Genomic DNA, 21,363 nt, shown 5'->3' with positions numbered 1-21,363 from the left:
TCTTACCGCTGCTGGATCAGCATCGGGAGGCCTTCAACATCACGATATGCCAACGAACACGCAGAACAGGTGATGTGCGCCCCGTGCTGGACGAGGTCGCTTCGACATGCGGGGCAGCGCACCACATCGGCCGCCCACGCCGGCAGGGACGGGATTCGGCTGCGCGCTGCGGGATGCGCCGCTCCATCAGGGCGGCCGACGGGTCCCGCCGAATCCGAGCGGCGCCGCCCCGCGGGGGCATCGGCGCGGATGATCCCCAGGATCTCATCGCGCACCCGCGCCATAGTGTTCCCGGTCGCCGCCTCCACGTTCAGTCGCAGCAGCGGCTCCGTGTTCGACGGGCGCAGGGAGAACCACCAGCGCTGATCCTCGGGCATCGCCTCATCCCAGTGGGTGACGGTCATGCCGTCGAGGTCGTCGATCGTGACGCCCGGGACCCCTTCGATGGCGGAGCGGACCCGCTGCGCGGCGCCGTCGGCATCCGCAACGCGGGAGTTGATCTCACCGCTGGCGGCGAACGGGTCGTGCTCCGCCATCAGGTCGGAGAGGGTCCCGCTGCTCTTCTGCAGGGCGCGCAGGGTGTGCAGCGCCGCCAGCATGCCGGAATCGGCGAAGAAGAAGTCCCGGAAGTAGTAGTGGGCGGAGTGCTCACCGCCGAACACCGCGTTCTCCTTCGCCATCAGCGCTTTGATGATGGAGTGCCCCACTCGGCTGACCACCCATCGGCCGCCCTCGGCCTCGATGGCGTCGCGCACATGGCGGCTGGAGACGATGTTGGCGACCACCGCCGGGCTGGTCTCGCCCTCGGCGCGGACTCGGCGGATCTCACCGGTGGCGATCATCGCGGTGATGGCCGACGGGGACACCACCTCACCTGATTCGTCCACCACGATGCAGCGGTCGGCGTCGCCGTCGAAGGCGAGGCCGAGATCGGCGCCCTCCCGCTTCACCGCTGCGCGCAGATCGCTCAGGGTGGAGTAGTCCAACGGATTCGCCTCATGGTTCGGGAAGGTGCCGTCCAGCTCGAAGAAGAGGGGGACCACCCGCAGGGACGGCACCCGCTGGGCGAGCGCGGGAACGGTCAGGCCCGCCATCGCGTTTCCGGCGTCGACCACAACGGTCAGCTCGCGCTCCCCGTCCAGGGGGACGAGGGACAGCACGGTGTCGATGTAGTCGCCGAGGGTGTCGATCTCACGCTGCTCGCCCCTCCGGCGAGCCGCGGGGATGGTGCCTGCGTCCAGGTACGCCTGGGCGGTGTCGCGGATCTCGGTGAGCCCGGTGTCGCGGCCCACGGGAACGGCGCCGGCGAAGCACATCTTGATCCCGTTGTCCGGGCCCGGATTGTGGCTGGCGGTGAACTGCGCGCCTGCGACGTCCCGCAGACCGGAGGCGCAGTACAGCTGGTCGGTGGAGCTGAGCGAAGCCCACAGGACAGTGGAGCCGCGGGTGCGGGCCCCATCGGCGAAGGCGCCGGCGAGCTCCGGGGAGGATTCGCGCATGTCGTGGGAGACGATGATGTCGGCGCCGTCCAAGAGGTCGGCGAACGCGGCGCCGAGGGCGCGGGAGCCGTCGGCGGTGAAGTCCTCGTGGGCGCGCCCGCGGACGTCATAGGCCTTGACGATGCGGCTGAGATCGGTTCCGGAGCGGTCGATCGGTGTGGATACGGTGGTCACGGGTCTCCTCATTCGCTGTCGGCGGAGCGGACAACGCGCAGGTGCCGGCCCTGACCGGCAGCGCCGGCCTGCTGGGCGGGAGTGCCCTCGCGATGGGGCGCCTGCGCGGGAGCGGCGGGGGCGCGGTGGGCGCCGTGCGGTGCTCGGGACGCGGCCGAAGGTCGGTCCTCGGCGTCGGCGAGGGCCTTTGCGAGGGCGAGGACGTCGTCCTGCTGGCGCAGTTCGCCGGGGACGCGCTGCACGGTCCAGCCGTTGGGGACCGTAAGGCTGCGAGCGTGAGCGAGGCACAGGTCGTACCCGTGCGGGTCGCGCTCTGCCGGGAGCGGGCCGATGACCGCGACGGAGTCCGCGTAGTTGTAGGTCAGGACGGCCACGGCCGGCTCAGAGCATCCGGTTTTTGAGCATTCACGATCAGACACGAGGCAACTCTATCGCGAGCCGCAGCGCTGAGCCTCACCGCCTCCGGCGCCGATAGGCTGGGGCCATGCCCTCCCCTCGACGCCGCCGACGCGGCCGCGCCTTCCGTCACGACCTCGTGCCGCCGCATCTGCCCGGCTATGTGAGCCGACGCGAACGCTTCGACGCTTCGGTGCAGGATGCGATGGCGGAGATGCTGCAGCGCTTCCCCCGCGAGCTGGAGTACGTGGAAGTGCTCGCCGAGGACGTTCCGCCCTCGTCGCACGTGCACTGGGAGGACGCGGTGCTGCTGGGACGTGCTTTCCCCGGCGACCGCCAGTCGCCGCCGCAGATCGTGGTGTACCGCCGCCCCATTGAGATGCGTGTGACGGACGCGGAGGACCTGCGGGAGCTGGTGCGCTCGGTCCTGGTGCAGAACGTGGCATCTCTCCTCGGCAAACAGCCCGAGGACATCGACCCCGACTTCAGCCTCTGAGGCCGACCTGTCCTGCGCCCCGGTGGGCCGCCCAGCTGCGGTGATCCGCTCAGTACTGCAGGCGGACGTTGACGCCGGAGGCGGCCACGTTGTTGTCCGCCAGGCGCACACTGCCGATGATCGGTCCGCTGCTGCCCGCCTTCGCGGTCTGGACCCAGTCCCCCGTGATCGATGAGGGCGTCTCCGGCACCACGATCAGGCCCGTCAGGTCCTCCGGCTTCGGGTCGATCTCGTTGGCCGCGATCGACAGGGTCTGACCGTCCGCCACCGGCTTCGTCACCGGCTTCGACAGGGACCCGTCGGCCTTGGTGCCGATCACGGTGACCGTGGTGTCCGCCAGACCGAACAGGCGCACCTGGCCGTCGGCGCCGCCGAGCGGCAGCGCGAGCACGGAGGAGTTCCGGATCGGGTCCGACGGGTTCTGGATCGTGAAGTCCACCGCTTTCGAGGTGGTCTCCCCCGGCTGATCGCTGCCGAACACTGACGAGCGGATCGTGGCGAACACGGGCGCCTCGGATTCCACCGTCACCGTGTAGGCGCCGCGGGGCAGGGTCCCGGTGTCCAGCTGCAGCACGCCGGAGGCGGGGATCTGCACATCTGTCATCTCCCGGTCCTTCACCTCGCCGGTGGGGCTGATGAAGCGGACAGTCGCGGTGGTGGGCTGCCCGGTGCTGTTCAGCAGGTCGATCTTGAGGGGCCGGCCCGCGGTGATGGTTGCGCCGGGGAACACGTGGTCGGTGGACGGCGCCTGCTGCGCGGTGGCGATGTCACCGCCGTGCGGGGTGAGGCCGTCGCGCTCGGACGTCTCCATGCTCATCGCGAGCGGCGAGCCCTGCACGGTGACCGACACGCCGAGCGAGTCGAATCCGGGGGCGATGGATTCCATCGGGATCCGCTCGGTTGCACCCGGCGCGACCACGATGGTGCCGCGGCCCTGCGGGTCCGCTTCGCCGTCGGCTGTGTTCACCGTCAGGCTGGCGGAGGAGGGCCGGTCCGTGGTGTTGGTGAGCACGAGCACGCTCGATGAGCCGGGCGTGGTGGAGACGCCTACGAAGGTGCCCTTCACCCGCGGCTCCCAGCAGCGGGTGAGCGCGAGGGACCGGAAGTCACCGGATTCGGTGCGGACGGCCTGGATGGTGTCCGCGATCGGCCGCTGGGAGTCGAACGAGGTGGAGCGCATGATCGCCCCGTCGGCGCCGGCCTCCGCGGACGCGGTTGCGAACTCCGCCTTCCCCTTCACCGGGGTGGCGTCCAGCGGGGTCCCGTCGCGGTTCTCGGCGTCGATGGTGGGGGTGCGGGGCGTTCCGTCCTCGGTGAGGCGGGTGGCGGCGACCTGGTCCTGCCCGAACAGGAGGCTCGTGTCCGGTTCGAGAGCGAGGGTGCGCACCTGCGCGGTGTCCGCGGGCTTCTGCTCGGCGAGCGCCTCGTCGGTGCCGGTGGTCTGTTCCGGCGGCAGGAACGGCCCGGGGCACGACTGCGCCTGGGCGACCGCGGTGGAGCGGGCGGAGAGGTCCTCCACGGAGGTGAACGACTTCTGGCCGAGGGTCGCGCCGGCAGCGACGACGCCGATGAGGGGGACGAACGCGAGGACGGCGGCGGCGACGCGGCGGCTGCGCACCGGGCTGCTGCCGACAGGGCCCGGGTCGGTGGGGCCGACGGGGTCTGCGGGAACGTGCGGCTCAGTGGGGGTGGAACTCACAGTGCCTCCTTCGAACGGCGGCGCCACGGCAGGGCGACCAGCACGGTCACCGCCAGGATGATGAGGCCGATGATGATCAGCGGGGTCGCCAACGGGCTGGTGTAGCGGATGTGGAGCTCACCGCTGGCGCCTGCCGGCAGTTCGAAGCCCTGCGCCCAGTCGTCGACCACCACCGGGGTCAGGGCGCGGCCGTTCAGGGTGGCGTGCCACCCGGAGTCGGAGCGCTCGGAGAGCATCACCGTCCGCACGTGGTCGGCGGCCTTCACCTGCGCCTGAGCGTCGGTGCGGCCCGACGGCAGGGCCGTCGTCGTGGTCGGATTGATGCGCTGGCCGGGCGCGGAATCAAGGATCATCGCTCGGGCCGACGGGTCCACCACGCGCCACAGCCCGCCCTGATCGGACTCGGTGACGCGCTCGAACCGCGGTGAGGAGTTCAGCGCAAGAGTGATGGAGTCCGCGTTCTCCTGGCTGGGCACCACCACGTACTGCACCGCGAAGGTGGACAGCGGCGGCACCACGCCTGTGCCGTCGTCGGCGAGGTTCGCGGCGATGGAGCCGACGAGGTGCTCACTGGCGGTGTCGAACGGGCTGGCTGTCTCCCCCAGCTCCGCCTGGCGCGCGTTCTCCGCACCGGAGGACTGGTCGATGGAGTCGCCTGCACCGTCCACGACACGGCCGGTGACAGAGCCGTCGTTCTCCTGGTGGAGCACGAGCGTGCGGGTGCGCTGATCGGACACGCCCTGGTCGGCGGCGACAGCGGGGATCTGCAGCTCGGTGGTGCGCTCCAGCTCCATCGCCGACGGCGCCATGATCGCCCACGAGGCGACGAGACCGACGGCGAGGATTCCGAGCACGGGAGCGAGGGTGCGCCGCAGCCAGGTCTGTCCGGCGACCGGCGATGCAACGCGGTGCGCGATCGCGTCCCCCGTGCACAGCAGAGCGGTGACGAGGCCCGCGCACACGATGGAGAGCGCTGGTCCGGCGTAGGAGGTGAAGGGGGTGCCGTCATCGAACCCCGTGACGAACCGGCCGAGGGCCAGGGCGAGCGCGAAGCCGCCCGCCACCACGAGCACCGAGAAGATGCCGACCCGGCCGGCGTCCCCGGCGAGGAACGGGGCGGTCAGCAGCGCCAGCAGCCCGGCGATCATCAGCGAGGCGGCGAACAGGGCCCACAGCAGGGACCCGTCGGCCCCGGCGGCTTCGGCGAGGCGGCCATGCGCGGTGGGCTGCAGCAGCGCGAGGTCCGCCAGTGAAGGGCGGGCGAACGCGCCCTCGACGCCGCTGACGGCGATCAGCGACTTCGGGTGCTGAATGTAGGCGGTGAGGTTCGGCAGGTGCAGGCCGAGAACGGGGACCGCGAACCAAACCATCCGCCAGCGTCGACTGGGGATGAACGGGATGATGAACAGCAGGCCGATGAACGCCATCGGTGCGAGGATCGGCTGCACCGCGCTGATCACCGCAAGCGCGAGACCGCCTGCCGCGGCGGCTGCCGGGCTCGCCTGCGCCGTCTTGTGCGGCAGGCCGATGGCGCGCACCAGACCGATGGCGGCGAGCGGGATCATGAGGTGCACCAGGACGGCGGGCCAGCGACCGGACAGCAGCGCGTCCGCGAGCGGTGGGGCCGTGGTCCAGGCGACCGCGGCGATGAGGCGCACCACGATGGACCGGCTGAGCGTGCCGGCGGCGAACCAGGCGCCGAGCGCCGCCGCGGGGATGGCGAGCAGCTGCAGGGTGAGCACGATCGCGTCCCCGCTGAGGGGGATCATGCCGACGAGGCGGGTGAGGGCGTCGGAGGGGCCGGGCGCGCCGAGCTCCCCGGGGATCCAGGAGGAGAAAACGGTGTCCCACCGGTCCTGGAGCACGTTCGTGGGGGCGATCAGGTGGGGGCCCACGAGAGACCCGCGCCCCAGGATGCTGCGCATCGCCAGCAGGGCGATGGCTGCTGAGAGGCCGGCGAGGACGAGCGTCCACACGGTGTGCCGACCGTAGTCGGCGTCGTCTGCGCCATGACTGGTGCCGGCGATGCCCCAGGTGGTGCGTTTGATGCGGCGCGTGTGCGCGTCATCAGCGAAGAGATCTGTCCACACTTCGTCCAAGGCCAAGCGGGCGGCGGCACTGCGCGGAACGTACAGCGGCGCGAGGCGTCTCCGTGGGATCGGTGAGCGCGCACTCGAGGCGCGGCCGCGGGCGAACACCGCGGGGGCGTGGCGCAGGATCCGGACGAACGCCTGCAGTTCATGGCCGACTGCGCGGGGCCGGTGCGACACGATCGCCCCGATGATCCGGGCGATCAGCGCGAACGGCAGGACGAGCAGCGTCAGGATGCCCATGAGGGTGGGCCGCTGCCGGATCAGGGACAGGACCTGACCGGACCGGAAGGCAACGGGGTCCTTCGCGCCGGTGAGGCGGCTCGGGTCTGCGCTGACACGGGAGTCGGAGACAGCGGTGACGCGTTCGCCGGAGCGCCAGATCCGCTGGCAGAGGTCGAGTTCAGCCCATGGGGAGGCGAGCGCCGGGTCGAACCCGCCGACATCCTGCAGGGCGGCGGTCTGCACCAGCATGCTGGGCAGGGTCACCCCGAGGACGTCGGTGCGCCAGTCCGCCTGCCCCTGGTCGATCTCGCCGGCGTCGACGCTGGTGCGGATCCGATGGGAGTGCGTGAGGGTGATGCCGAGGTCCACCAGCGGCGGAGCATCGGAGCGGGAGTTCGCCGACAGGTGCTTGGAGCCTGCGACAGCAGTGGAGGGCACCTCTCGGACCGTGCGGACGAGTTCCTCCAGCGCGTGCTGGTCGGGTTCGGCCTCCATGGTGAGCAGCCAGAGCCAGCTCTGATCGTCGGCCGTGGCGCGGCGACGACGGCCCCCTCTGGCGCTTCCGCGCTGCCGCAGGCGAGCCGGAACGCGCGCTTCTTCCTGTGCTTCGCGGGTCGAACGGGCGAGCTCCGCTTCGGTGTCGACGCTGCGGGCGCGGCGGCCGCGATGCTGAGGGGAGACCGCGGTGGAGCCGCCGGTGTGCGCGTCGGCACGGCCGCTGGGTTCGGCTGCCCGGGCGCCGTCAGGAGCGACGGCGGCGCCCTGCGCGTCGGCGTCCTGAGCGGCGTGATCGGCGTTGTCGGGGCGACGCCCGCCGGCCTCGCGGCCGGCGATGCGGGAGACGACGGCGCGGGTGGCGCCGGCCATGGTGGCACCGGGCGACAGGTTGATGCGGTCATCCACCATGCCGTCGGTCTGGAGGGTGCCGAGGTACTCGGCGACGGACTCGCTCAGTCCGGCCGCGGCGACGAGGACGGTGCGGTCGGCGGGGCGGGACTGCTGGCGGACTGCGCGGACTGTGCGGTCAATGGCGCCGACGGAGTCGGCGGACGAGACGAGCAGAACGGCGGTGACATCGCGCTGGATCACGGACGCTGGTCGTCCTTTCCGGAGGATCGGTGGGCGCTCAGATGGCCTGCTTCTTCAGGCGGCGGCGTTCGCGCTCGGACAGACCGCCCCAGATGCCGAAGCGCTCATCATTGGACAGGGCGTATTCGAGGCATTCGGCGCGGACCTCGCAGGAGGTGCAGACCTTCTTGGCTTCGCGGGTGGAGCCGCCCTTCTCGGGGAAGAACGCCTCCGGGTCGGTCTGGGCGCACAGGGCCCGCTCCTGCCAGGACGCGGGTTCCAGCTCCTCCCCGAAGTCACCGGCTCCCATGATCTCCACGATCGAGAGTCCGCTCTCCATGGGCGTGCGAGGCGCGTTCTGCTGCATCGGCGCGATCCTTTCCAGCCGGAGGTGTGCGGTGCCGCCGCAGTCTGCGCCCCCCACATCGGGGTCTGACACAATCATCTGCGGACCGGCAGGGCGCCTCTCGGCCACTGTCCTGTCCCAACTAAACTACACCGGTGCAACTCCGCTTCGTCAAGTGCCCGTGAACCTTCGCTCGGGCCCAGTGCGACAGCGGACCGCCCGACTCGAGGAGACCCCACGATGCCAGCACGCCTGCTCAGCGAGGACGAGCCCTTCTTCCGCGAATGGAAGCGCCACCACGGCCCCATGGTCCGGTCCCGTCAGCGGGCCGCTCTCCTCGCCGAGACCGTCGGCATCGACCGGGACCCCGCCGTGCCCGTCATCGGAGTGGTCGGATCCAAGGGCAAGGGCACCACGGTCGCCGCCGCCACCCAGCAGCTGCGCCGCCTCGGCCTGAACGTGGGCACCGTGTCCTCCCCTCCGTTCATCACGAACCTGGAGCGCATCCGGTTCAACGGCGAGCCGATCTCCCTGGAGGACTACACCGAACTCGGACAGGTGCTCTCGGACGCGATCCAGCAGCTGCCGCCGGTAGAGGAGACCGACGGGTACCTCGCCCCCACCGGCTGCTTCACCCTGATGGGCGCCCACTATCTGCTGGAGCGCGGCGCGGACGTCCTCGTCATTGAGGAGGGCCTCGGCGGCGCCACCGACGAGATCTCCCAGTTCCGCCTCGACACGCTCGTGGTGACGCCCGTGTTCCTCGAGCATGAGGGCGTCATCGGCGACACGATCGAGGAGATCGCCTGGAACCTCGTCGGCGCCGGTGACCGCCGCACCGAACGGGTCGTGACCCTGGAGGCACAGGACCCGGTCGCGATCCGCGCGATCGAGGTTCTCCTGCCGCAGGCACATGTGCTGCGAGTGCCGTCCCCGGAGGACCTCGGCTTCGGGCCCCTGACCTCCGCGAACATCGCCGCAGGGTACACCGCCGCACTCGCCGCCCACCACCGCGCGGACACGCTCGAGGACCTGCCTGCGCTGGATCTGAGCGGTGCCCGACACCTGCAGCTGCCCGGGCGCTCAAGCTTTCTGGAGCACAACGGCGCGCCGTGGTTCCTCGACGCGGCGATCTCCCGCGAGGGATTCCAGGCCGCGCTCGCAGCGGTCAGCGCCCACAGCGACTTCCGCGGCGCCCGCTATCTGGTGTGCCTGCCGGACATCAAGGACATCACCCGCATCATCGACGTGGTGGACAAGGACCGCACCACTCTCGTGCGCACCCATGAGGACCACCTGACGTTCGAGAACTACCCGGAGGACTGGGCGCAGGCGTCGTTCGAGGACGCTGTGCGGGACGCGGAGACCTCCGGTGACCCCGTTGTGTGCCTGGGCACGATGAGCTTCGCCGCGGAGATGGCAGAGCGGATGGGACTGGATGTGGACCGCTGGTGGGTGGAGGATCCGTCGGCCGCGGAGACGGGGGTGGAGCGATGAGCGACCTCTCCCCCACCGGCGCCGATCTGCTGGCCGCTCTCGAGCAGCGCGGCCCCTCCCCCGCCCTCATCTGGTACGGCGGCGAGGACGGCCGCACCGAGCTGTCCGGGCATGTGCTCGCGAACTGGGTGACGAAGACCGTCAATCTGCTGCGGGACGAGCTGTTCGCCGAGCCGGACACTCCGATGGTCATCGCGATGCCGCCGCATTGGAAGCGCCTCGTGCTGGCGCTCGCCGGCTGGTCGGTGGGCGCTGAGGTGCGGATCCTCAGCCTCGACGCCGCCGCCGGCGAGGCCGCCGGGCTGCTCGCCGAGCCGCTGGCCGACGGGACGGTCCTCGCCACCAGCGACCCCGCTCTCGACGCCGTGGATCAGGCTGACGAGGTGCTGGTGCTCGACCCCGTGTCCCTCGCGCTGCGCTTCAGCGGCGAGGTCCCCGACCTGGCGCATGACTACCTGCCGGCGGTGCGCGGCCACGGCGACCACCTGAGCGCCCCGCTGGAACACTTCAGCGGCCCTTCCCCCGTCCACCTCGAGGGTGGTGATCATCTCGGCGACGGTTCCGGTTCGGTGGAGCCGGGCGCGGTGGTGGCGCTGGAGGACATCGATGGAGCCGATGCATCGCGCGCGTTCGCGGTGTGGCTGGCCGGCGGTGTGGTGCTGGCGCCTGCGTGGGCTGTCAGTGAGGAGCAGCAGCGCGCCGAAGGGGTGCGCTGACTAGTCGGTGTCGAGGTCGTCGGGTTGGCCCTCGTGGTGCTCGTCGGCATCGTCCTCGTGCTCGCCCGGCTGGGCGTCGCCGCGCAGCACGCGGATCGCTTCGGCCGGATTGCCGTTGAAGATCAGGTTCCCGGACTGCATGACGGCGATGCGCGAGCAGAGCTTCTGCAGCATGTCCAGCTCGTGGGAGACGATCACCATGGTGGCGCCGTCGGCCTGCATCTGACGGATCCGCTCAATGCATTTGCGCTGGAACGGCTCGTCACCGACCGACAGGATCTCATCCACGAGGAAGACGTCCGGGTCGGTGTGGATCGCCACGGAGAACGCGAGCCGCAGGAACATACCGCTGGAGTAGTACTTGACGTCCGTGTCGATGAACTTCTCGATCTCGCTGAACGCGACGATGTCATCGAAGCACGCATCGATCTGCTCCCGGGACATCCCGAGGATCGCTCCGTTGAGGTAGACGTTCTCGCGGCCGGACAGGTCCGGGTGGAACCCGGCGCCGACTTCGATGAGTCCGGCGACGCGGCCGCGGACCAGGACCCGGCCGCTGTCGGGGAACAGCACCCCGCTGATGGTCTTCAGCAGGGTGGATTTGCCGGAGCCGTTCAGCCCGATCAGGCCGACGGTCTCCCCCGAGGACACGGTCAGGTCCACCCCGTTGAGCGCCATGAAGGAATCGGAGAGCTTCTTGCCCTTGAGGGCGGCGAACGCCAGCTCCTTCAAGGAGTGGTTGTGCCGCAGCGAGAACTCCTTGGTAACGGATTCGATGCGGATCATTTCGCGGGCGTCGGCGTCGGGCAGGGACGCGGCGCTGGGAAGAGCGGTTGACATCGCCGTTTCAGAGCTCCTGGGCGAAGCTGCGCTTCGCGCGGTCGAACACGAGGGCCCCCACGATGAACGTGGCGATCGCGGTCAGCAGGCCGAACCACCACAGACCGGCCACGGAGGACCCGATGTCGATCGCGGCCTGCGCCTGTTCACTGGGGTGCGCGGTGCGGGCGTAGCCGCGCCAGAACGCGGAGTGGAACAGCTCCACCACGATGGTCAGCGGGTTGTGTGCGTACAGCGACCAGAGGACGCTGCCGCCCATCTCCTTGTGCACGAGGGACACGGGGTACAGGATCGGTGAGGCCCACGTGGCGATCATGATGATGAGGTCAACGAAGTTCTCCACGTCGCGGAATGCGGCGTTGAGCGCGGCGGCGAGCATGCCGAGGCCCACGGTGAAGATCACGAGGATCGTGAAGCCGGCGGCGAACGATGCCGCTTCTGTCAGGCCGGGCCGCCACCCGAACACGAGGGAGCCGACCGTGAGCACGAGCAGCTGCGGGATGAAGTGGATGATCGCGACCACCGCACTGGACCAGGGGAACAGTTCGCTCGGCAGGTAGATCTTGGAGACGAGGGGCGCGTTGGAGGAGATGGAGCGGGTGCAGTTGCCGAACACTTCGCCGAACAGGTTGATCACCACGATGCCGGAGAACAGGTAGACGGCGTACGCCGGCATCGACCGGTTCAGCTGCAGGAACACGCCGAGGGCGATGAAGAAGACGAGGAACTGCGCGGCCGGTTTGACGTATGACCACGCCATGCCGAGCACGCTGCCGCGGTAGCGGACGCGCAGCTCCTTCTTCACCAGCAGGTGCAGCAGGAACCGCTCCTTGACGGGGTTCAGCCAGCCGGCGTCATCCCCCGGTTCGCGCCATCCCTGCTTCTTCTCCTCACGGTTCAGCGCGGTTCGGCTCAACGATCAGCCCCCGCGCTGTTCTTGTCCTCCCGCTGCGGTGCCGGGTTCGCGGCGAAGGTCTTCTCCCACTCCTCGAAGGAAGTGATGCGCGGCGCGGCATCCTGGAACGCACGGCTGAGCTCCTTCCACCGGCGGGTGAGGTCGGCGTGGACGCGCACAGACTCGCCGAGCGCCTTCACCGCTTCCTTCGGGTCGCGCTGGTACCAGAACACCTGAGTTCCCTCAGCGTTGGAGACAAGGGCGCTGTCGTAGCGGGTGAGGCGCCACCAGCGGGCATCCTGGTGCGCGATCGCTGCCTGCGGGTTCTTCTGCGCCTTCTCCGACGGCTTCACCAGGGTCTGGCGCACCAGCTGCTTCGCCGCCCACAGCGGCAGGGCGGCACGGCGGGGCTGCGTGAGCGGGCGGCCCTTGCGCGGCGGCTTGCCGGGCACCACGGCGGGGAAGTCGTCGATGTTCTTCTTCGGGCGAGAGTCCGCATAGTCACCGGTCTTGGACCGGATCTCAGGAAGGATCGTGCCGATGTTCTGGTGCAGGGCGTCCGGGCCGTCCAGGATGGCGCGCTGCGCGAGGGCACGGCCCATCTGGGTGAAGTACTGCATGGAGATCACGTGCTTGATGTCCATGAACTGCGACTCCTTGGGCACGCGGCCGCCGTTCTCGTACGGGGAGTGCAGGAGGGCGGTGATGATGCGGTTGCGTTCGTGGAAGAACGCCTGCCAGCCGACGAGGTCGTCCTTGTCACCCCAGGCGACGTGCCACACGGCGGCGCCGGGCAGGGACACGGTCGGGTAGCCCGCCTTCTTGGCGCGCAGGCCGTACTCGGCGTCGTCCCATTTGATGAACACGGGCAGGGACAGTCCGATCTCACGCACCACTTCGGTGGGGATGAGGGTCATCCACCAGCCGTTGTAATCCACGTCCACACGGCGGTGCAGCCACGGCGTGGCGCGCAGCGGGTAGGAGGCGAGGTTGTAGCTGAGCTCCATCTCCTCGTTCGGTGCCGCGGGCTGCGTGCGCCACGGGTCCACCACTTCGCCGAAGGTGTGCAGCGAGGAGCGGTTGTTGAGATCGAACATGTGGCCGCCCACGAGGGTGGGGCGGGTGCAGAAGTCGGCGAAGGTGAGGACGCGGTGGAAGGACTCGGGTTCGATGACGATGTCGTCATCGCAGTTGATGACGTAGTCGGAACGGCCGTTGGTGGAAGCCTCGTACATACCGCGGGAGAAGCCGCCCGAGCCGCCGATGTTGCCCTGCTCGATGATCCGGAGCTTCTCGCCCATCCCCTCCTGCAGGGGCGTGAGCTGCTCGGCATGGTCGGTGAGGCGGTCGCTGCCCTGGTCGATCACGTACATGACGTCCATGAGCTCCAGGAGGTCGTCCTGCCGCAGGAGAGTGCGGATGTTGTCCAGGCAGTACTCCACCTTGTTCATGGTGGTCATGCCGATGGAGAAGGTGCCGCGGCGCTTCGCGAGGGAGGCGTCCGCAGAGTACGCGGCGCCGAGGATGCGCAGCCCCTGGGCTCCGGCGAAGGCGTCGAACCAGTACCAGCCACCGTCGCCGAAGGCGTCGAGCTTCAGCGGGACGCGGGTGGTGCGCCTTCCGGTGACGGCGACGGCGTCCACGCGCTGCTGCGCACCCTTGGCGTTGGAGCGGTTCACGACGATCTGCCCGTCACCCTCGGTCTGGATGGTGAGGGTGATCTCCCGCACCGGGGTCCAGCGCCGCCAGTACGAGGCCGGGAAGGCGTTGAAGTAGGTGCCGAAGGACCGGGAGCCTGCGGCGGGGATGGTGGCGCCGAAGCGGGAGCGGTGCTCCGAGAGGTCGAAGTCCTCCGCCACAGCAGCCCCGGGAGCCATTGGGGTCTGCTCCGCCTTCTTCTGCGGACCGACCTCTCCGAGGGCCGACCCGGTGGAGGCGAGGGCGGCGGCCCCTGCAGCAACGGACTCCACGTACAGCGGCAGAGTGTCCGCCATCGGGTCCTCCGGCATGATCAGCCGGTGGAGGACTCGGTGGTCGTCGGGGATGCGGACGGTCTGGTTCATCGGGAAGGCTCCTGGATGGTGGTGCGGATGCGTCTCGGCCGGGCGGGGTGCGCTCAGGACCGCAGCAGGTCCGGCAGCTTGTTGTCCGCCATGGACAGGGCCGCGCCGATCGCCATGTGCATGTCGAGGTACTGGTAGGTGCCGAGGCGTCCACCGAAGAGGGTGGAGGGCTCGGCGGCCGCCTTCTCGCGGTACTGCAGCAGGGTCTCGCGGTCGGCGCTGGAGTTGATGGGGTAGTACGGCTCGTCGTCGCGCTCCGCGAAGCGGGAGAACTCACGCTGGATGAGGGTGCGGTCGGTGGCGTAGTCGCGTTCGGGGTGGAAGTGGCGCGGCTCGATGATGCGGGTGAAGGGTACGGACTCGTCGGCGTAGTTCATCACGGACGTGCCCTGGAAGTCGCCCACATCGAGGTGCTCGGTCTCCAGGTCGATAGTGCGCCACTTGAGGTCGCCGAGCTCGTAGTCGAAGTAGCGGTCCACCGGGCCGGTGTAGACGACCGGAACATTGCCGCGCAGGTTCTTCTTGTTGAGCTCCTGCGATTCGTCGAAGTAGTCCGTGGACAGCTTCACCTCGATGTTGGGGTGGTCCGCCATGTTCTCGAGCCACGCGGTGTAGCCCTTCGTGGGCAGGCCCTCGTAGGTGTCGTTGAAGTAGCGGTTGTCGTAGGTGTAGCGCACCGGGAGGCGGGAGATGATCGAGGCGGGCAGGTCCTTGGGATCGGTCTGCCACTGCTTGCCGGTGTAGTGCTTGATGAACGCCTCGTAGAGGGGGCGGCCGATCAGGGAGATACCCTTGTCGTTGAGGTTCTCCGGGTCCTTGCCCGCGAATTCGCCGGCCTGCTCGGCGATGAGCTCGCGCGCTTCGCTGGGGCTGTAGGCGGCGGAGAAGAACTGGTTGATGGTGCCGAGGTTGATCGGCATCGGGTACACCACGCCCTGATGAGTGGTGTACACCTTGTGCACGTAGTCGGTGAACGAGGTGAAGTCGTTGACGTACTTCCACACCCGCTCATTGGAGGTGTGGAACAGGTGCGCACCGTACTTGTGGACCTCGATGCCGGTGCGGTCATCGACCTCGGAGTACGCATTGCCGCCGATGTGGTCGCGGCTCTCGATGATGGTCACGCGGGCGCCGTGCTCACGAGCCGCGCGGTCGGCGATGGTCAGTCCGAAGAGGCCGGAGCCGACGATCACGAGGTCAGGGTTCGACATGCGTCTGCCTTTCTGAAGTCAACGTGGCTCCACTGTACCGATTCGGCATCTGAGGAGCCCTTCGGGCGGGCCGGTGGAGACCCTCCCAATACCTGTTCACCCCGTGCGGGTGGGAAGTCACACACCGATCTTCTCGACGAGCAGGCGGTACATGAGCCGCCGGAGAGGGCCGGGCACCGTTCGGTAGGCGCCGCGGATGCAGAGGTTGCGCAGCGCGCGGGGCCAGGAGGTGACCCCGTCGGCCACCATGCGGCGCTGCATCCGGATGTCGCTGCGGAACAGTTCGAGGCCGCCGCGTCGGTCGTACAGCTCCGGGCCCACGCGGTAGTCCACGAGCGCTTCGGCGAGGTTGCCTGCACGTGCACCGGCTCGCAGCATCCGGTACCAGAGGTCGTAGTCCTCCATGAACGGGAGGCTCTGATAGCCACCTGCGGCGAGCACGGCCTCCTTGCGGAACACCACGGTGGGATGCTGAAACGGCGAGTGGTCCTTGAGGTACCGCTCGATCTCCTCCTGCGAGGTGGGACGGTTGCGGGTTCGGCCCGAGCCGAGTTCGCGCATGCCGGCGCCGAGGATGTCGAGGTTGCGGCGCAGCAGCGCCGGGATCTGCTTCTCGAAGCGGTCGGCGTGGTTGAGGTCGTCGGCGTCGGCGCGGGCCACCAGCGAGGTGGGGCACGCCAGCAGGCCTTCCTGGAGGGTTTCGGCGAGGCCGCGGTGGTCGCTGCGGCGCAGCACGGTTGCGGGGCCGTACTCGCCGCGCTCCACACCGTCGGCGATGGCGGCGAGCGCCGGGGGCAGGTCACCGTCGCAGGAGAGGACGACATGGTCCGGCGGAAGGGTCTGCGCGCTGGTGGCGCTGTGCAGGGCGGCGCGGACGGCGGAGGGCTCGTCGTTGCCCCACACCGCCATCAGAAGGGTGAACGGCTCGCGGGGATGCTGCGTCACCGGCGGGCCGCCTTCTCCACGGCTCGGATCTCCTCGGCTCGCTCCGGGTCGGCTCCGAGGACCACGGCGTTCATGCGGGGCATCTCGCGCAGGCCCTCGCGCAGGCCGCGCCACGCGATCGGCAGAAGGTCGCCGCGGGTGCGCAGCAGGGTCCTCCCCCAGCCGAGCGCGGACTTCCCGCCGTAGAGGACCTGCTCCTTCCGGGTGAAGGAGTCGGTGCGCAGGAGGGTCCACAGGCGGTTGCGGACGTCGTAGCGCATGCGGCTGCCCGGGTTGGCGGCGGCGTTGGAGAACGCGACGGTGCGGTGCTCGACCACGCTGCCGGGCACGGCGAAGCCCTGACCGCTGCGCAGAAGGCGGCCGGTGAATTCGAAGTCGTCGCTCCAGATGAAGTAGTCGGCCTTCGGCAGGCCGTGGGTGCGGACCTCGCCGGCACGGATGAGGGCGGAGACGAAGCTGGCGGTGCGGATCGGGCGCACTCCGATCTCGGCGAAGCGCTCCACCTCGCTCTGGGGGACCCCGAGGCGGGTCCGTGAGGAGTTCATGGGGTGGTCGCGCCCGTCGGTCCAGACGGCACGGGAGGAGAGCACGGCGGCGCTGATGCCGCGCTGCTGGAGTCGGTGATCAGCGGCGAGGAGTTCGGCGAGGGCGTCCGGAAGGGGGACGGTGTCGTCATCCATGATCCACAGGAAGTCGGTGTGCTCGCCGCTGCGGAGGGCGTGGGCCATGCCGACGGTGAAGCCTCCGGCGCCGCCGACGTTGCGGTTCAGGTGGAGGACGTCAGCGCCGATGTGGTGTTCGTCGGCGACGCGCCCGGATTCGTCGGTGGAGGCGTTGTCGATGATGATGACGCGGTCCGCGGGGCGGGTCTGGTCGGCCAGGGCGTCGAGGCTCTCGCGCAGGAGATCGGGGCGGTTGTACGTGACGACGACAGCGGTCACGTGCATCGGCGCGAGGTCGGCGGGCATGGATGATCTCCGTTTCGTCGGGCTGGTTCGCCTCGAGTGTAATCGGGCGAGCCTGCCGAATCGTGGTGGCGCGAGGGGAGGTGAGGTGAAGATTGTTCGCACACGCGGCGATGGGGTTGTGAGGGTGGGCCGACGGGCCTCGAAGTGGGACCGTTGCTGTGTACTCTGAGTGGGCAGCAGACCCCGAGCAGTTCGAATCGGAGACCCCATGAACCAGGATTCCCCCGAGCAGTCCGGCAGGTCGCATGCGCGACCCGGCAGCTCTGCCCGCCCCATCGGCCCAGCCGGAGGGAATCCTCACACCCGCTCGTCTCGTCCGCGCCCGCCGCGCGGTTCCCGTCCTGTTCCGACGGGTGAGCAGCCCACGCAGCAGATGCCGCGCCAGGAGCCGCCGACCCGTCGGATGCCGCCCGTCCGCGGTGGCGCCCCTGCTGGTGGCGCACCTGCTCGAGGCGCGACCCCCGTCGGCCAGGGCGGCGCTGCCGCAGCCACGGCCGGCTCTCAACCCGCTGCTGCACAGCCGGGCGCGCTGCGGTCGCAGGGACGCCCGCAGCGCGTGCCCGGCCAGGTGGGCGGCTCCCGGCCCGTGCGGCGTGAGGGCGGCCGACGGGGTCTGCCGCGGTGGGCGAAGCTTGCGCGAACCGCGGTGATTCTGCTGATCATCCTCGTGCTCGGCTGGGGTGTGGGGCTCGGGGTGTGGACGAACTCGCACATTCAGCACACGGCTGCGCTCTCGGGCGCCGAGGACACGCCCGGCACGACCTATCTCGTCGCCGGCGCGGACCTGGAGGACGGCGGCGCGCAGCGCACTGACACCCTCATGCTGGTGCACAAGGCGGACAACGGGAACACCTATCTCGTGTCGATCCCCCGCGACACCCTCGTGGACATCCCCGGGAAGGGGAAGTACAAGATCAACGCCGCCTACGCGATGGGCGGCCCGCAGCTTCTGGTGAAGACGATCGAGCAGTTCACCGGTCTGACGGTGGACCACTTCGTGGTGATCGGGTTCGACGGCGTCACCGACATGGTCGACGCCGTGGGCCACGTGAACCTGTGCATCGACCAGGACGTGGACGATGAGAAGTCCGGTCTGAAGATGACGAAGGGCTGCCACGACGTGGGCGGTGAGCAGGCGCTTGCGTTCGTCCGCGCCCGCTACTTCGATCCGCGCGCAGATCTGGGGCGCCAGGAGCGCCAGCAGCAGTTCATCTCATCGATGATGAAGCGCGCCGCCTCCCCTGCCGTGCTTCTGAACCCGTTCGCCCATGTGCGCTTGGCGAGCGCGTCCGGCCGAGCACTGCTGACCGACGACGACACCGGGCTGGTGGACGTGACGCGACTGGGAATGGCGATGCGCAGCGCATCGAATTCCGGCAGTGCGGTGCCGATGCCGATCGACAACCCTGCTTTCCAGACCAAGCATTCGGGTGTGGCGATCTCCACCGATGATCAGGAGATCGAGACGTTCTTCTCCGAGATCAAGGACGGCACGCTCGATGTGGAGAAGGCGAAGAAGAACGCCCTGTGATGGGCGCGCTCAGCGCAGGATCATGTCGATGACGATGTTGATGGAGTTCAGAACCGACTGACCCTTGGCGCGGGAGTAGTCGGTGTACAGGATGTGCACCGGATGCTCCTTGTAGGTGAGGCCGTGCCGATGGATCTCCGAGGGGATCTCCGAGGCGTGCGCCATGCGGTTCTGCTCAATGGTGATGACCTCGCAGGCGGTGCGGCCGAGCACGCGCAGCCCGTTGTGGGCGTCGGTCAGGCTGACCCCGGTGGTCAGGTTCTCGTACACGATCGCCCCCTTGAGCACAATCCGCTTCAGCAGGCCCGGCTTGGTGCGGGTGTCCAGGAAGCGGGAACCGAGGACCACGTCCACGCCGTCATCGTGGAGCATGCGGATCATGGAGGCGGCGTCATCCACCTGATGCTGACCGTCGGCGTCGAAGGTGACGACCTGGCGCATGTTCTCGTCCTGCAGGGCGTAGTCGATGCCGGTCTTCAGCGCGGCGCCCTGCCCCATGTTGTAGGGGTGGCGGACCACGACGGCGCCGGCGGCTTCGGCCTGCTCAGCGGAGTCGTCGTCGCTGCCGTCATCCACGCAGACCACGAGGGGGTAGCGGGTGCGCAGCTGCGTGATCACGTCATGGATCACGGGGCCCTCGTTGAAGAGGGGGATGACGAACCAGGTGGTGTCCGTTCCCGGGTCGGGCAGGGGCGCTGAAGTGGTTGGCTCGCGGCGCTCCTCGGGGACGTGGCTCATCGCGCTCCTTCGGTGGTTCGGCGTCGTGACGGCGGGGCCGGGCGGCGGGCGCGAGCTTCGCCGCATTCGGCATGGCGCTCCCATGGTCCCCGACCTCTAGGAGGATACCCTGTTGAGGACTGTTAACCGGGACGCGGACTCGGCCTGGTGGCCGGATTCGCATCGACCATGTGAGGACACCCGAACGTGAAGACTGCCGTTGTTGCACTGGGGAAGATCGGCCTTCCCCTCGCCGTCCAATTCGCTGACGCAGGCCACGAGGTCATCGGCGTTGACGTCAACCAGCGCACCGTTGACATGGTCAACGACGCGAAGGAGCCGTTCCCCGGCGAAGCGCACCTGCAGGAGAAGCTGGAGGAGCTCGTCCCCGCTGGTCGGCTGCGCGCCACCACGGACTATTCGGAGGCCATTCCCGGCGCCGACGCCATCGTGATCGTGGTGCCGCTGTTCGTCAACGACGAGACCTGGGAGCCGGACTTCGCTTGGATGGACGCGGCCACCACGTCGCTTGCCGAGCACATCACCCCGGGCACGCTCGTCTCCTACGAGACCACCCTGCCCGTCGGCACGCTGCGCAACCGCTTCGTGCCCGCAATCGAGAAGATCTCCGGCCTGAAGGAGTCGAAGGACTTCTTCGCCGTGTTCTCCCCGGAGCGAGTCCTCACCGGCCGCGTCTTCGAGGACCTGCGCAAGTACCCGAAGCTGATCGGCGCCCTCTCCCCTGAGGGCACGAAGCGCGCCACCGAGTTCTACGAGTCCGCCCTCCAGTTCGATGAGCGCCCGGATCTGGCCCGCCCGAACGGCGTGTGGGACCTCGGCACCCCGGAGGCGTCGGAGCTCGCGAAGCTCGCCGAGACCACCTACCGCGATGTGAACATCGGTCTGGCGAACGAGTTCGCGCTGTTCGCGCAGGACAACGGCATCGACGCATTCAAGGTGATCGAGGCCTCGAACTCGCAGCCGTACAGCCACATCCACCAGCCGGGCATCGCCGTGGGCGGGCACTGCATCCCGGTGTACCCGCGCCTGTACCTCTCCGGCGACCCGTCGGCCGAGACCGTGCGCTCCGCTCGCATCCTCAACGCCTCCGTCCCCGCGAAGTTGGTGGAGCGCGCTGAGAAGCTGCTGGGGTCCCTGAAGGGCATGAAGGCCGTGGTGCTCGGTGCGTCCTACCGCGCCGGGGTGAAGGAGACCGCCTTCTCCGGTGTGTTCCCGACCGTCGATGAGCTCACCAAGCGCGGTGCTGAGGTGGCGGTGCACGACCCGTTCTACACCGATGAGGAGCTCGAGGGCTTCGGCTGGACGCCGTGGCACGAGGGCGATGCCGCTGACCTGGTGATCGTGCAGACGAACCACCCGGAGTACACGGAGTACTCCGCGGACACGGTGCCCGGTGTGAAGCTGATCGTGGACGGCCGCAACATCACCGGTGCGGAGAAGTGGCAGGGCACCCCGCGCCTGGTCCACGGCGACGGCGAGCAATCGACCGCCTCCGCGAAGGACGCCTGACATGCCCGGCGCTGCTCTCCTCGCCCATCCCGCTGTGACCGGAGCCGTCGTGGCGGCGCAGGGCGCCCCCGCGTTCGCGAACCGGGCGTTCATCATCCAGATGATCCTGATCCTCGGCATCATGGGGATCACCGCGTGGCTGTTCCTGAAGCGCGGCGCCAAGCAGCTGGCGATCCGCCGACTGCTGATCATCATGTTCGCCCTGTTCGCGGTGTTCACCGTGATCTTCCCGACGATCCTCACTCAGGTGGCGCAGCTCGTCGGCGTGGGCCGCGGCGCTGACCTTCTGCTGTATGCGACCGTGGTGGTCCTGCTGGGCTTCCTGGCGCTGCAGGAAGCGCGGACGAAGAACGCGGAGAAGCGCACCACGTACCTCGCGCGCCGCCTGGCGATCGCCGATGCTCCCACCCCCGAGGAGTTCCGTAAGCGTGCTTTCGGCAAGGGGCACTGATTTGCG

General features: G+C 69.2%; 18 protein-coding genes. 6 read left to right on the top strand and 12 right to left on the bottom strand.

Annotated elements, in window-relative coordinates; translation table 11 throughout:
* Positions 1–2 precede the first annotated feature (2 nt).
* Together FHX50_RS01175 and FHX50_RS01170 are read right to left on the bottom strand one after the other, a co-directional pair.
* Positions 3–1,673 carry a phosphohexomutase domain-containing protein gene (locus tag FHX50_RS01175; protein WP_239375172.1) on the bottom strand — a complete coding sequence of 557 codons (1,671 nt, stop codon included), beginning with the start codon at positions 1,671–1,673 and terminating at the stop codon, positions 3–5.
* An 8-nt stretch (positions 1,674–1,681) separates the two neighbouring features.
* The gene (locus FHX50_RS01170; RefSeq protein WP_183373660.1) at positions 1,682–2,092 is read right to left on the bottom strand and encodes a DUF3499 family protein; all 411 of its coding nucleotides are present in this window, start codon (positions 2,090–2,092) and stop codon (positions 1,682–1,684) included.
* Between the two features lie 65 nt (positions 2,093–2,157).
* On the opposite strand from FHX50_RS01170, the gene FHX50_RS01165 reads away from it, so the two are divergent.
* Positions 2,158–2,565 (top strand): metallopeptidase family protein, encoded by a 408-nt coding sequence (locus FHX50_RS01165; RefSeq protein WP_183373658.1) that lies wholly within the window; start codon positions 2,158–2,160, stop codon positions 2,563–2,565.
* 49 nt (positions 2,566–2,614) lie between these two features.
* On the opposite strand, the gene FHX50_RS01160 is transcribed toward FHX50_RS01165, so the two are convergent.
* Genes FHX50_RS01160 through FHX50_RS01150 form a run of 3 tightly spaced genes read right to left on the bottom strand, consistent with a single transcriptional unit; the run spans position 2,615 to position 7,957 of the window.
* Positions 2,615–4,264 carry a DUF5719 family protein gene (locus FHX50_RS01160; protein WP_183373656.1) on the bottom strand — a complete coding sequence of 550 codons (1,650 nt, stop codon included), beginning with the start codon at positions 4,262–4,264 and terminating at the stop codon, positions 2,615–2,617.
* Positions 4,261–7,668 carry a glycosyltransferase family 2 protein gene (locus FHX50_RS01155; protein ID WP_183373654.1) on the bottom strand — a complete coding sequence of 1,136 codons (3,408 nt, stop codon included), beginning with the start codon at positions 7,666–7,668 and terminating at the stop codon, positions 4,261–4,263. Before FHX50_RS01155 ends, FHX50_RS01160 begins: the two co-directional genes overlap by 4 nt.
* A 37-nt stretch (positions 7,669–7,705) precedes the next feature.
* Complete coding sequence (locus FHX50_RS01150; protein WP_183375236.1) at positions 7,706–7,957, bottom strand: WhiB family transcriptional regulator; 252 nt, start codon at positions 7,955–7,957, stop codon at positions 7,706–7,708.
* A gap of 276 nt (positions 7,958–8,233) precedes the next feature.
* On the opposite strand from FHX50_RS01150, the gene FHX50_RS01145 reads away from it, so the two are divergent.
* Entirely contained in the window at positions 8,234–9,490 is a 1,257-nt protein-coding gene (locus FHX50_RS01145; RefSeq protein WP_183373652.1) for a folylpolyglutamate synthase/dihydrofolate synthase family protein, read from the top strand.
* Positions 9,487–10,206 (top strand): TIGR03089 family protein, encoded by a 720-nt coding sequence (locus FHX50_RS01140; protein WP_183373650.1) that lies wholly within the window; start codon positions 9,487–9,489, stop codon positions 10,204–10,206. The genes FHX50_RS01145 and FHX50_RS01140 overlap by 4 nt, the downstream gene beginning before the upstream one ends.
* Here the strand turns inward: FHX50_RS01140 and FHX50_RS01135 are convergent, their stop codons facing one another.
* The 6 genes from FHX50_RS01135 to FHX50_RS01110 all read right to left on the bottom strand — a co-directional run bounded on the left by FHX50_RS01135 (position 10,207) and on the right by FHX50_RS01110 (position 17,128).
* A complete protein-coding gene (locus FHX50_RS01135; RefSeq protein ID WP_183373648.1) occupies positions 10,207–11,046 on the bottom strand; it encodes an ABC transporter ATP-binding protein in 840 nt (279 codons plus the stop codon).
* A gap of 7 nt (positions 11,047–11,053) precedes the next feature.
* Positions 11,054–11,962: an ABC transporter permease gene (locus FHX50_RS01130; RefSeq protein ID WP_183373646.1), complete on the bottom strand. Its 909-nt coding sequence runs from the start codon at positions 11,960–11,962 to the stop codon at positions 11,054–11,056.
* A complete protein-coding gene (locus FHX50_RS01125) occupies positions 11,959–14,004 on the bottom strand; it encodes a glycosyltransferase (protein WP_183373644.1) in 2,046 nt (681 codons plus the stop codon). The genes FHX50_RS01130 and FHX50_RS01125 overlap by 4 nt, the downstream gene beginning before the upstream one ends.
* A 53-nt stretch (positions 14,005–14,057) precedes the next feature.
* Positions 14,058–15,215 (bottom strand): UDP-galactopyranose mutase, encoded by a 1,158-nt coding sequence (gene glf / locus FHX50_RS01120; RefSeq protein ID WP_183373638.1) that lies wholly within the window; start codon positions 15,213–15,215, stop codon positions 14,058–14,060.
* A 117-nt stretch (positions 15,216–15,332) separates the two neighbouring features.
* Positions 15,333–16,160, bottom strand: coding sequence for a glycosyltransferase (locus FHX50_RS01115; RefSeq protein WP_239375139.1), 828 nt, complete (start codon positions 16,158–16,160; stop codon positions 15,333–15,335).
* Positions 16,157–17,128, bottom strand: coding sequence for a glycosyltransferase (locus tag FHX50_RS01110; RefSeq protein WP_183373637.1), 972 nt, complete (start codon positions 17,126–17,128; stop codon positions 16,157–16,159). Before FHX50_RS01110 ends, FHX50_RS01115 begins: the two co-directional genes overlap by 4 nt.
* Positions 17,129–17,684: 556 nt before the next feature.
* Here FHX50_RS01110 and FHX50_RS01105 point away from each other — a divergent pair.
* A complete protein-coding gene (locus FHX50_RS01105) occupies positions 17,685–18,659 on the top strand; it encodes an LCP family protein (protein WP_259923377.1) in 975 nt (324 codons plus the stop codon).
* Positions 18,660–18,668: 9 nt separating this feature from the next.
* Here the strand turns inward: FHX50_RS01105 and FHX50_RS01100 are convergent, their stop codons facing one another.
* Entirely contained in the window at positions 18,669–19,397 is a 729-nt protein-coding gene (locus FHX50_RS01100) for a glycosyltransferase family 2 protein (protein ID WP_183373636.1), read from the bottom strand.
* Between the two features lie 186 nt (positions 19,398–19,583).
* Between FHX50_RS01100 and FHX50_RS01095 the strand changes: the two genes are divergently transcribed.
* Positions 19,584–20,906: a nucleotide sugar dehydrogenase gene (locus FHX50_RS01095; RefSeq protein ID WP_183373634.1), complete on the top strand. Its 1,323-nt coding sequence runs from the start codon at positions 19,584–19,586 to the stop codon at positions 20,904–20,906.
* A gap of 1 nt (position 20,907) precedes the next feature.
* A complete protein-coding gene (locus tag FHX50_RS01090) occupies positions 20,908–21,357 on the top strand; it encodes a DUF2304 domain-containing protein (RefSeq protein ID WP_183373630.1) in 450 nt (149 codons plus the stop codon).
* Positions 21,358–21,363: the final 6 nt, after the last annotated feature.

It is taken from the genome of Helcobacillus massiliensis (assembly GCF_014191425.1).
Classification (GTDB): domain Bacteria; phylum Actinomycetota; class Actinomycetes; order Actinomycetales; family Dermabacteraceae; genus Helcobacillus; species Helcobacillus massiliensis.
The sequence above is the reverse complement of the archived record's forward strand: the minus strand, read 5'-3'. Positions and strand labels throughout refer to the sequence as shown.

What these genes read in the sequence shown, in the direction of transcription:
- FHX50_RS01165 (WP_183373658.1), top strand. Translation starts at nt 2,158, where the DNA reads ATGCCCTCCCCTCGACGCCGCCGACGCGGCCGCGCCTTCCGTCACGAC.
- FHX50_RS01150 (WP_183375236.1), bottom strand. Translation starts at nt 7,957, where the DNA reads ATGGGAGCCGGTGACTTCGGGGAGGAGCTGGAACCCGCGTCCTGGCAG.
- FHX50_RS01145 (WP_183373652.1), top strand. Translation starts at nt 8,234, where the DNA reads ATGCCAGCACGCCTGCTCAGCGAGGACGAGCCCTTCTTCCGCGAATGG.
- FHX50_RS01140 (WP_183373650.1), top strand. Translation starts at nt 9,487, where the DNA reads ATGAGCGACCTCTCCCCCACCGGCGCCGATCTGCTGGCCGCTCTCGAG.
- FHX50_RS01135 (WP_183373648.1), bottom strand. Translation starts at nt 11,046, where the DNA reads ATGTCAACCGCTCTTCCCAGCGCCGCGTCCCTGCCCGACGCCGACGCC.
- FHX50_RS01125 (WP_183373644.1), bottom strand. Translation starts at nt 14,004, where the DNA reads ATGAACCAGACCGTCCGCATCCCCGACGACCACCGAGTCCTCCACCGG.
- glf (WP_183373638.1), bottom strand. Translation starts at nt 15,215, where the DNA reads ATGTCGAACCCTGACCTCGTGATCGTCGGCTCCGGCCTCTTCGGACTG.
- FHX50_RS01110 (WP_183373637.1), bottom strand. Translation starts at nt 17,128, where the DNA reads ATGCCCGCCGACCTCGCGCCGATGCACGTGACCGCTGTCGTCGTCACG.
- FHX50_RS01100 (WP_183373636.1), bottom strand. Translation starts at nt 19,397, where the DNA reads ATGAGCCACGTCCCCGAGGAGCGCCGCGAGCCAACCACTTCAGCGCCC.
- FHX50_RS01090 (WP_183373630.1), top strand. Translation starts at nt 20,908, where the DNA reads ATGCCCGGCGCTGCTCTCCTCGCCCATCCCGCTGTGACCGGAGCCGTC.